Raw genomic sequence first — 9,476 nt, 5'->3', positions numbered from 1 at the left:
GGTGGGAGTGGTGACCAGCAGGATGTTGGCGCCTGGTGCCATGGCGTGGGCGGTCTCGACGTCGAGAGCCACCTCCAGTGCCCACGCACTCTTGTCCTCCTGCCCAGGGGATTTGCTTGTGGGCGGCGGCGCCTTGGTGGCGGGCGAGCCCTGCAGATGAAGCTCGCTGAAGGTCGGCATGCCGGGTGCGCAGCTGACGTTGTCTTCCCCGCACATGGCTGCGAGGTTGAACGCCTGGTCGAATACGTGCAGGTCGTGGGCCATGGTGTCGCTGCCGTAGGAGTCGACGATCGCAATCGTCTGACCGCGGCCATCGTCTCCGGCTGAGTGCAGCGGGCCCACGTTGTAGGCCGCCTGGATGGCCTGGGGGGTGAAGCAGCGGCGTCCCACTGACGCGCACTGAGCTTGTGTCGGGGGCGTCTGGCTGGTCGTCAACTGCGTGTAGTCGGCGACAGTTGGCCGTACGTGCGGATAGGTTGCCTGGTGGGCAGCGCTCGTCGCGGGCACGGCGCCCGCCGCTGCGAGGCTGAGTGTGCCCACCCCCGCGAGCAGCCACCGTCTGATGGTGCGTGCCATCAGAGTCCTTTCTTGAGATCGAAAGGGACCTTGCGTGTCCGCCCCTCAGGTGGGGGGTGGTGGCACAGGGGTTGCGGACGGGGCGAGGTTACTCTCGCAGTTGTTGGGCGGACAGTCTCGTCCTGTCAACAATGACCAAAGAATGGTGTCACTGGACCAGTTGAGCGGTGGTGCCTGAGTGTTCGGGCCGCTCGCGTTCGCCGCCGCGTGGTCGCCGAACTGTTTGGCGCCCGCTCCGGCTCGGCTGGAGGCTGAGGCATGCGCTGCCGGCGCCCGGGGCCAGGTCCCTCGTCGGTGCTGACACATCCCGGATAGAGATGGTGCACATCGGTTCTGCCGTAATGACCGTTTGGGGCAAGGCGGCTGGCTGCGAATCCGTTGGTCCATGCCGGCTCGGAGGACTGGGTCGGGCCCACGAGAGCAGCCGGCGCGAACATGCTCTTCCGGCTGCCGTGGCTCGCAGTCGTCAGGGCGGGCGGCCCACGAAGGGGAATCGGCGATCGGGGCAGCCACTGCGATGGACCGGTGGCCGTGGTGGTCGGCCAGGGCCCCGACCAGCGGGCCGCCGACGGCGATGGCGATGCTCTGGGCCGCGCCGGCCGGTCCCGCGCAGGCGTAGCTGTGGGTCGCCGCCTGGTCCTGGACGAGCGTGGCCGTTTATCGAGTGTGTCTGGCGTCGTCCGCACGGGCGGTGTCGTGCCGGGAGAGGAGGGAGAGCAGGTCTGCGACGGTGAGGTCGGCTTCGGCGGGGTGGCGCAGGACGGTTCCGGGCTGGATGCGGTAGGCGTTGGCCCGGCCCTCACGGGTGTGGGTGAGATACCCGTCGGCCTCCAGATCGGAAATGATCTTCTGGACTGCGCGTTCGGTGAGCCGGCAGCGTGCGGCGATGTCGCGCATGCGGGTTGTGTGATCGTCGGCGATCGTGGCGAGTACCCGGGCGTGGTTGGTGAGGAACGTCCACCCGGTGTGCGGTTCCGGTGCTTCTCCCATGCATCCCAGGGTAGACGTCTTATTCGCGTATCCAAAAGGGTGAAATATTTTTCCGGTATTCCTTGACGGGTGAGGTCCGGTGAGCGGAGTCTTGGTAGCGAGGTCGGAGGGACCCGGACGGGAGAGGTGGCCATGTCCGAACCGAGGCTTCCACCGCAGAGCGCCAGGGAGGAGGACATGACCGTGCACGCAGCAATGACCGACGCCTCTGCCACTGCGCAAGCGCCGCTGCAGGATCTGATGATCAATGTCTCCCCGTGCGGTGGGCGTGTGCTGGTGACGATCTGCGGCGAGCTGGACCTCTGTACGGAAGGGGCACTTCGGTCAGCCCTGAGGGAAGCCGTCGGGCGGGGCACCCGGGGCGTTGACCTCGACTTGACCGAGACAACGTTCTGTGACTGTTCCGGACTCAATGTCCTGCTGGCCGCTCGGCGTGATGCCCTACGCACCGGGAAGACCCTGACCGTCCAGGCCGCCAGTCGGCAGGTCCAGCGTCTGCTGAGCGCGACAGGGACCGGTTCCCTGTTCGTATGTCGTCGTGCCCCGTACCCGCCGTCAGGGACTGCCCTGCCGGCTGCCGAGACCCAGGAGGATGCCCTGAGTCAGGAGGAGGAGCTGCGCACCGAGGTGGTTCAGCTGCGCCGCGCCATGCAGACACGCGCCGTCATCGACCAGGCGCTCGGGGTCCTGATGGCCTCGTTCCGCCTCAGCTCCGAGGACGCCTGGAACGTGCTGGTCACGGTCTCCCAGAACACGAACATCAAGCTCCATAGGCTCGCCGGGCAACTGGTCACCACAGTCCAGGGAGTTGCCCTGGCCGATGCGGTGCAAGCGCAAGTGGCCGCAGCCGTCGCTGCTCTGCATGCCGCCGCGAACATGCCTTCAGAGGTCCCGCGGCCCACTGAGGCGGGCGAAGGTGGTGGCGACGGGCAATGAAGTCGCCGTCGACGGCACTGCAGTTCATGGCGGATCTGGGTGAGTGCGGAGTGCAATGTGCTCCTGACTGTGCTGACAGCCGTGCTGAGGGCGGCAGCTGTTCTCTTGGTCGTGCCCTGATGAGGGGCGGGCTGGAGTGGCCGTTGCGGCAGGTGTAGCCGGTACGGTTGTGGGTCCAGTGGGATTCCAAGTGTCCGCCGCAGACGCCCCTCGCTCCGGCGGGTTTCAGCTCCGCCCGTGTCCCGGTTCCGGCGGGGGCAGGGGCGGCAGGTGGGTGTCGTAGAGCCAGGCGCGCAGCAGGGGTTCCACCGCCCTCGGTACGGTCCGGCCGGCGTGGGCGACGAAGGCTGCGGTGTCGGCGCTTTCGCCGCGGTGGGCGTGGTGCCAGCCGCGCAGCATGGCGAAGAAGCGGTCGTCGCCCATCGTCAGTCGTAGCGCGTGCAGCGTGCACGCGCCCCGGTTGTACACCCGCTCGTCGAAGATGCGGTCGGGGCCGGGGTCGGCGATCCGCAGCCCCTTGCCTTGGCGGGCGAGGGCGTGCCAGGCCGCGCGGGCGATGGTGTCGGCGGAGTCCTCGCCCAGGTGCTCCGACCACAGCCATTCCCCATAGGTGGCGAAACCCTCGTTGAGCCAGATGTCCCGCCAGTCGCGCAGGCTGACGCTGTTGCCGTACCACTGGTGGACGAGTTCGTGGGCGACCAGCGTCTCCCAGGTGCGCTCGCCGTCGATGTGGTTGCGGCCGAAGACGGACGCCGTCTGGTTCTCCACCGGCTGGTCCAGGTCGGCGTCCACGACGACGGCGCCGTACGTCTCGAAGGGGTACGGCCCGAACCACCGGGTGAACGCCTCGAACATCTCGGGCTGGCGGCCCAGATCATGCCGGGCCCGGCCGGACAGGTGGACGGGGTAGGCGTTGCGGCCGGTGATCGAGCGGCCGGTCGCGCTGTCCGTGGCCTTCCAGGTCTCGTGCGCGAAGCGGCCGGTGTACAGCGCGGCGAGGTAGGGGGCCATGGGACCCCCGTGGTGGTACGTCCAGCACTCGGTGGTGTCCGAGGTGCGCCGCTCCAGCAGGACTCCGTTGGCGAGCGCCTGGTGGCCGCGGGGCACGGTCACCCGGAAGGTGAACTCGGCCTTGTCGTCCGGACGGTCGTTGCACGGGAACCATGACGGGGCGCCCAGCGGCTGGGCGGCCACCAGCGTGCCGTCGTGTGCGTCGCCCGTGCGGTCCCACCCGATCTGCCCGAACGGTGTGCGTACCGGGCCGGGCCGGCCGCCGTAGCCGATCTCCAGGGTGAACGGCGTGCCCGCCGGGATCGGGCGCGGGGCGGGCAGCAGCAGTTTGTGCCCCTTTCGGCCGGGCTGTACGGCGGCCCCGTCGACCAGCGCCTCGTACACGGAGAGCCTTGCCAGGTCGAGGCGGACCTGACGCAGCGTCCGCTCGGCCACCACGCGGATGTGCGCCCGGCCCTCCAGGGTGCCGGCGGCCGGGTCGTAGGCCAGGCGGAGGTCGTAGGCGAGCGAGCGGTGGTCGTAGCTGCCATGGCCGGCGAAGTAGCGTTCGGCCGGGTTCGGGAGGGCATCCGCGGCCATCGCCGCCAGCGGGGCGAGCGCCGCGCCCCGGACCAGCGCGCGCCGGCTGCACCAGATCATGCCGTCTCCTCTTCGACGAGCCGGGCGGCGGGGCCGACCGCGGGGACGCCGGCGATGGGGTTGCCGGCCCAGCGGGTGCCGTCGGGGACCGTCTCCCCCCGCATCACCAGAGAGGCCGCGGCGATGGACGCGCCGGTGCCGATCGTGGTGCCGGGCAGGGCGATGCTGTGCGGGCCCAAGGAGGCGCCGGCGGCCAGGCACACGGTGTCCATCCGCATGATCCGGTCGTGGAAGAGGTGGGTCTGCAGCACGCAGCCACGGTTGACGGTGGCGCCGTCGCCGATGCTGACCAGATCCGTCTCCGGCAGCCAGTACGTGTCGCACCACACCCCGCGTCCAATGCGCGCACCGAGGCTGCGCAGCCACCAGTTCACCACGGGCGTGCCCAGGTGCGCGGCGATACCCCACGGCACCGCCAACACCTCCACGAACGTGTCGAACAACTCGTTGCGCCACACGAACGACGACCACAAGGGCCGCTCCACCGGCCGGAACCGGCCCACGAGCAGCCACTTGGCGACGGTCGTGGTCAGGCAGGCCGCCAGGGAGGCGGCAAGGAGCAGCGGGACGCCTGCGAGGGCCGCCAGGGCCAAGCCGCCCAGGTCCAGGGCGTACTGCTGGGCCAGCAGCAGCCCCTCGGTCAGCAGCGTGCCGAGGATCACCGGCAGCACGCGGCACGCCTCGACGGCAGCGCGGGCCGCCACCAGCCGCCGGGGCGGGGCGAACGTCCGCGCCGCGTCGCCGATCTCGGCCACTCGGGGCAGCGGCATCGAGGGCCGTCCGATCCAGGACGTCCCGGGCTCCCCCTGCTCCGGTGCGTCGGACAGCACACCCACCAGGGCGTCGTCGGCTACTTCACGGCCGGGGCCGACGATGCCGGAGTTGCCGACGAAGGCCCGCCTGCCGATCCGCACGGCCCCCAACCGCATCCAGCCGCCGCGCAGTTCGAACGGTGCCATGAGCGTGTCGTCGGCGAGGAACGCCCCGTCCTCGACCCCGAGCAGCGACGGCAGCGGCAGCACGGTCGAGATCTCGGCGCCGCGGCCGACCCGGGCGCCGAGGAGGCGCAGCCAGGCCGGTGTGGCGAGGCTCGCGTAGAGCGGGAACAGGGTGCCGCGAGCGCCGTCGAGCAGCCGCGTCACCAGCCACGCCCGCCAGGCCACGCCGCCGTCGGCGCGGTGCAGGCCGGGCGTGATCCCGCGGCCCAGGAGGCGCACGGTGAGCGCGGTGAGGAGCATCCCGCACCCGGTGGTCAGCAAGGCGAACAGGGGTGCGGCGGCGAGCAGCCGCCAGGTCGCCCCGGACAGCGTGGCCGTACCGCGCACCAGCAGCCAGGTGACGGCCAGCGCCGGGGCGGAGGCCAGCAGCGACAGCAGCGGCAGCAGGGCGAGGGACAGCGCGTAGGCGAGATGCCAGCGGCGCCGGCGGTCCGCCGGCGGGGCGGCCCGGCCTCGGTCCGCGAGGTGTTCGGTGGCCGCGGCCGGCCGGGCGGGTGAGCCGGTCCACACCTGGCCGTCGGGGATCCGGCCGTCCAGGCAGCCACCGGCGGCGAGTTCCGCACCGTGCCCGAGGACCGCACCCGGCAGCAGGGTGCTGCGGTGTCCCACCCGGGCGTCCGCGCCGACGACGACCCTGCCGACCTGCAGCCGGTCGCCGTCGAGCCACCAGCCCGCGATGTCCGCCTCCGGTTCGACGCTGCATCCGTCGCCCAGCTCGGCCAGGCCCGTCACCGGGGGCATGGCGTGCAGCCGTATGTCCCGCCCGGTGCGGCAGCCGAGGATCCGGGCGTACAGCGCGGCCCACGGGGTGCCGAGCAGGGACGGCACGCCGAACGCCGCGACCGCACGCTCCGCGCTCCACAGGCGCAGGTGGACGGCGCCGCCGCGCGGATGGGTGCCCGGAGTGATCGAGCCGGCCAGCGCGCGGGCGAGGGCCGCCCCGAGCAGGCAGCGCACGGGCGCGCTGAACAGCAGCACCCACCCGGCCAGGACCAGCCACCACGAGGTGTGCGGCGCCCACCGGTGCGGCGCGACCCAGCCGAGGACGTCGTCCGCCGCGGCCAGTGCGACCAGGCCCCGCAGCCCGGTGACGCCGTAACCGGCCAGGGAGACGAGGAACTGCACCACGGCGGTCTTCCGGGGCACCGGCCGGGCGGGGCGCACCTGCTCGGCGGCGCCGGCCAGGGAGTCGAGATGGTCGGCCATGCGCCGCAGCACCGGGTGCCGGTAGAGGTCGGCGACCGACAGACCCGGGTGATCCCGGCGCAGCATCGAGGCCATCCGGGCGGCGGTCAGGCTGGTGCCGCCCAGCTGGACGAAGTCGCTGTCCGGGCCGGGCCGCAGACCCAGCAACTCCTCCCAGACGTCCGCCAGCCGGGCGGCGGTGCCCTGGAGCCGGTGGGCCGCCTCGCCGTTCGGTGCGCCGCCGGCCAGCGGCACCGGCCAGGGCAGCGCCTTGCGGTCCACCTTCCCGGACACCCGCGTGGGCAGGTCCGCCACCTCGGCCAGCACCGGAACCAGCGGTGCGGGCAGCCGCTCGACCAGCAGGGCCCTGGCCTTGTCGGCGTCGAAGGCCGAGCGGCCGTCGGCGTTCTCCTGCGCGACGATGTAGCCGACCAGCACCTGGGCGCCGGCAGCGGTGGACGGCACGGCCGCCGCCGCGCCGCGCACCCCGGGCAGGGCGAGCAGGGCGGTGTCGATCTCGCCGAGTTCGACACGGCGTCCGCCGAGCTTGACCTGGTCGTCGGCGCGCCCGAGGAACACCAGTCCCTCGGCGTCGGCGCGCACGAGGTCGCCCGAGCGGTAGGTGCGCGGGGAGTTGAGCGCCGGGCAGGGCCGGAAGCGTTCGGCGTCCTTGACGGGGTCGAGATAGCGGGCGGTTCCGGCACCGGCGATGACCAGTTCGCCCTCCTCGCCGTACGCGACCGGTTCGCCGGCCTCGTCCACCACCGCCAACTCCCAGCCGGCGAGCGGCAGTCCGATGCGCACCGGCTGCCCGGTCTCCAGCCGGGCGGCGCAGGCCACAACGGTGGTCTCCGTGGGGCCGTAGGTGTTCCACATCTCCCGGCCGGGGCGGGCGAACCGTTCGACGAGGCCGGGCGGGCAGGCCTCGCCGCCCAGGATCAGCAGCCGCACCCGCCGTAGCGCCTCCTCCGGCCACATCGCCAGCAGGGTGGGCACGGTGGAGACGGCGGTGATGCCGCGGGCGTCCAGCCACGGGCCGAGTTCGTGCCCGGCGCGCACCAGGGCCCGTTCGGCCGGTACCAGGCAGGCGCCGGAGCGCCAGGCCAGCCACATCTCCTCGCAGGAGGCGTCGAAGGCGACCGACAGGCCCGCCAGGACGCGGTCGCCGGGGCCGAGCGGCCGGCCGGCGAGGAACAGCGCGGCCTCGGCGTCGACGAAGGCCGCGGCGGAGCGGTGGGTGACGGCCACGCCCTTGGGCGCGCCGGTCGAGCCGGACGTGAAGATGATCCAGGCGTCGTCGGCGGGGGCGGGCGCGGTGCCCGCGGCCCCGGACGCCGGTACCAGGTCGGCGGGTTGCGGATGCGGCCCGAGAACGTGGCAGACGCCCGCCTCGCGGAAGACGGTCGCGGCACGCTCCTCGGGGTCGTCGGCGTCGACCGGGACGTACGCCGCGCCGCAGTGCAGGACCGCGAGGATCGACAGGTACAGCTCCGCGGTACCCGACGGCACCCGTACGCCCACCCGGTCGCCGGGGCCGATACCCCGCTCGGTGAGCCGCAGCGCGCGAGTGCGGGCCTCTGTGCACAGCTCTTGGTAGGACAGCACCTCGCCGCCCGTGTCCAGGGCGGGTGCGTCCGGGTGCCGGGCGGCGGTCGCCGCCAGGACGTCGACGAGGGTGCGGGTCGGCGCGGCTGCCGCGGAGCGGAAGAGGGCCCGGTTTTCTGGGGCTCCGGGGGAGGGGGGTGACGTATCGAGTGCGGTCGAGGTCAAGGTCGTGCCTCTGAGCTTCCCATGTGCGACGGGCCGGTAGGCCCTTTACGGCCTGTCAGACATCCTTCGCCGCATGGCGCGTTCACCAACTCGGTGCAATTGATTCACAACCTGCACATGGGGGGAAATTGGCGAACCAAATACCAGAATTCACCCTGTCGTACTCCGGCATGGTCCGGCTGCCTCACCGCACCGGGAAGCCGAAGACGTAGCCCTGCTCCTTCAGCCGGGGCAGGAGCGCGGCGAGCGCGGCCACCGTCTGCGACCGGTCCCCGCCGCCGTCGTGGAAGAGGATCGTCGGGCCGTTGCGCAGTTCCCGTTCCACGGTGCTGAGGATCGTCCGCACACCGGGCCGCCGGTAGTCCTCCGTATCTATGTTCCAGCCGAGCGGGCGCATCCCCAGCGACGCGGCGATCTGGCGGCTGTACGGGGTGAAGGCGCCACCGGGCGCGCGGTAGTACAACGGTTTCACCCCGCCGGACGCGCGCTCGATCATCCGCTCCGCGTCGACGACTTCGCCGTACTGGTAGGAGGCCGGCTTGCGGTCCATCGCCGTGTCGTGGCGGACGCTGTGGTCGCACAGCCGGTGCCCGTCGGCGACGACCTGCCGCAGCACGTCGGGATACCTGGCCGCGTTCCGCCCGATCATGCAGAAGACCGCCTTGACGCCGTTGTCGCGGAGCACCTTCAGCACACGCGGTGTCCATACCGGATCAGGGCCGTCGTCGACGGTGATGTTGACGGCGTGCGCACCCTGGTCCGAGGCATGGGCGATGTCCATGCTCACCACCGGGGCGGGCAGGTGCGGATCCGGTACGGACTTCTGGTCCGCCGGCGGCTGCTCGGAGGTGTAGAGCGGCGACGAGGGCGAGGCGATCGCCCGACCCCGGCCCTCCGGCCGGTCGTCCGTCGCACTGCCCGTGTGACCGCCCCATATCGGGCCCAGGACCGCGGCGACGACCACTGTGGTGGCGGCCGCGAGCACCGCCCGGGTTCCTTCCCGCATCCCGTGCTCCCCCTGTTCGTGGCCTGAGTGTTCCTGCGTTCCCGTCCCCCGACACCGGACAAGAGGGCGGGATTCCGTCGCGGCATCCCGCCCGGCTCGGTGCGGCGCTCATCCGGCAGGCGCCTGGAGCCAGTTCACGTACGAGCATAGCTTGCCAGCTTGCGCAACCATGCAACCAGGGGATTGATGCCGGGCTCGCGCCTCCCGTACGTACGCTGCCGCGGCCGCCGCTCTTGCAGCGCTCCCGGTCCCGACGACCGCCGCGCACGCCGCCCCGGCTGCTACGGCCATCTCCAAGGCGGACCGGGCCTGTCCATGTGGCCGCCACCTGTCGAGGCCTACCGCTGCGCCTACGTCACCAGCTG

At 72.1% G+C, this 9,476-nt stretch carries 5 protein-coding genes and 1 pseudogene; 1 reads left to right on the top strand and 5 read right to left on the bottom strand.

Features of this window, described 5'->3' with window-relative positions; translation table 11 throughout:
• Both ACFYOH_RS19970 and ACFYOH_RS19965 read right to left on the bottom strand, forming a co-directional pair.
• Positions 1-576, bottom strand: a pseudogene (locus ACFYOH_RS19970) (hypothetical protein); the annotation flags it as partial.
• A 657-nt stretch (positions 577-1,233) separates the two neighbouring features.
• Positions 1,234-1,566: a helix-turn-helix transcriptional regulator gene (locus tag ACFYOH_RS19965; RefSeq protein ID WP_388627181.1), complete on the bottom strand. Its 333-nt coding sequence runs from the start codon at positions 1,564-1,566 to the stop codon at positions 1,234-1,236.
• Positions 1,567-1,743: 177 nt separating this feature from the next.
• Between ACFYOH_RS19965 and ACFYOH_RS19960 the strand changes: the two genes are divergently transcribed.
• Positions 1,744-2,502, top strand: coding sequence for an ANTAR domain-containing protein (locus tag ACFYOH_RS19960; protein WP_388627179.1), 759 nt, complete (start codon positions 1,744-1,746; stop codon positions 2,500-2,502).
• Between the two features lie 225 nt (positions 2,503-2,727).
• Here the strand turns inward: ACFYOH_RS19960 and ACFYOH_RS19955 are convergent, their stop codons facing one another.
• The 3 genes from ACFYOH_RS19955 to ACFYOH_RS19945 form a co-directional block, all read right to left on the bottom strand.
• Positions 2,728-4,152 carry a M1 family metallopeptidase gene (locus ACFYOH_RS19955; protein ID WP_388627177.1) on the bottom strand — a complete coding sequence of 475 codons (1,425 nt, stop codon included), beginning with the start codon at positions 4,150-4,152 and terminating at the stop codon, positions 2,728-2,730.
• A complete protein-coding gene (locus ACFYOH_RS19950; protein ID WP_388627175.1) occupies positions 4,149-8,105 on the bottom strand; it encodes a Pls/PosA family non-ribosomal peptide synthetase in 3,957 nt (1,318 codons plus the stop codon). Before ACFYOH_RS19950 ends, ACFYOH_RS19955 begins: the two co-directional genes overlap by 4 nt.
• A gap of 184 nt (positions 8,106-8,289) precedes the next feature.
• Complete coding sequence (locus tag ACFYOH_RS19945) at positions 8,290-9,111, bottom strand: polysaccharide deacetylase family protein (RefSeq protein WP_388627173.1); 822 nt, start codon at positions 9,109-9,111, stop codon at positions 8,290-8,292.
• Positions 9,112-9,476 lie beyond the last annotated feature (365 nt).

The sequence above is a fragment of the Streptomyces sp. NPDC007856 genome (assembly GCF_042868225.1).
GTDB lineage: Bacteria > Actinomycetota > Actinomycetes > Streptomycetales > Streptomycetaceae > Streptomyces.
Note: the sequence above shows the minus strand (reverse complement) of the source record. Positions and strands in the feature narration are given on the sequence as shown.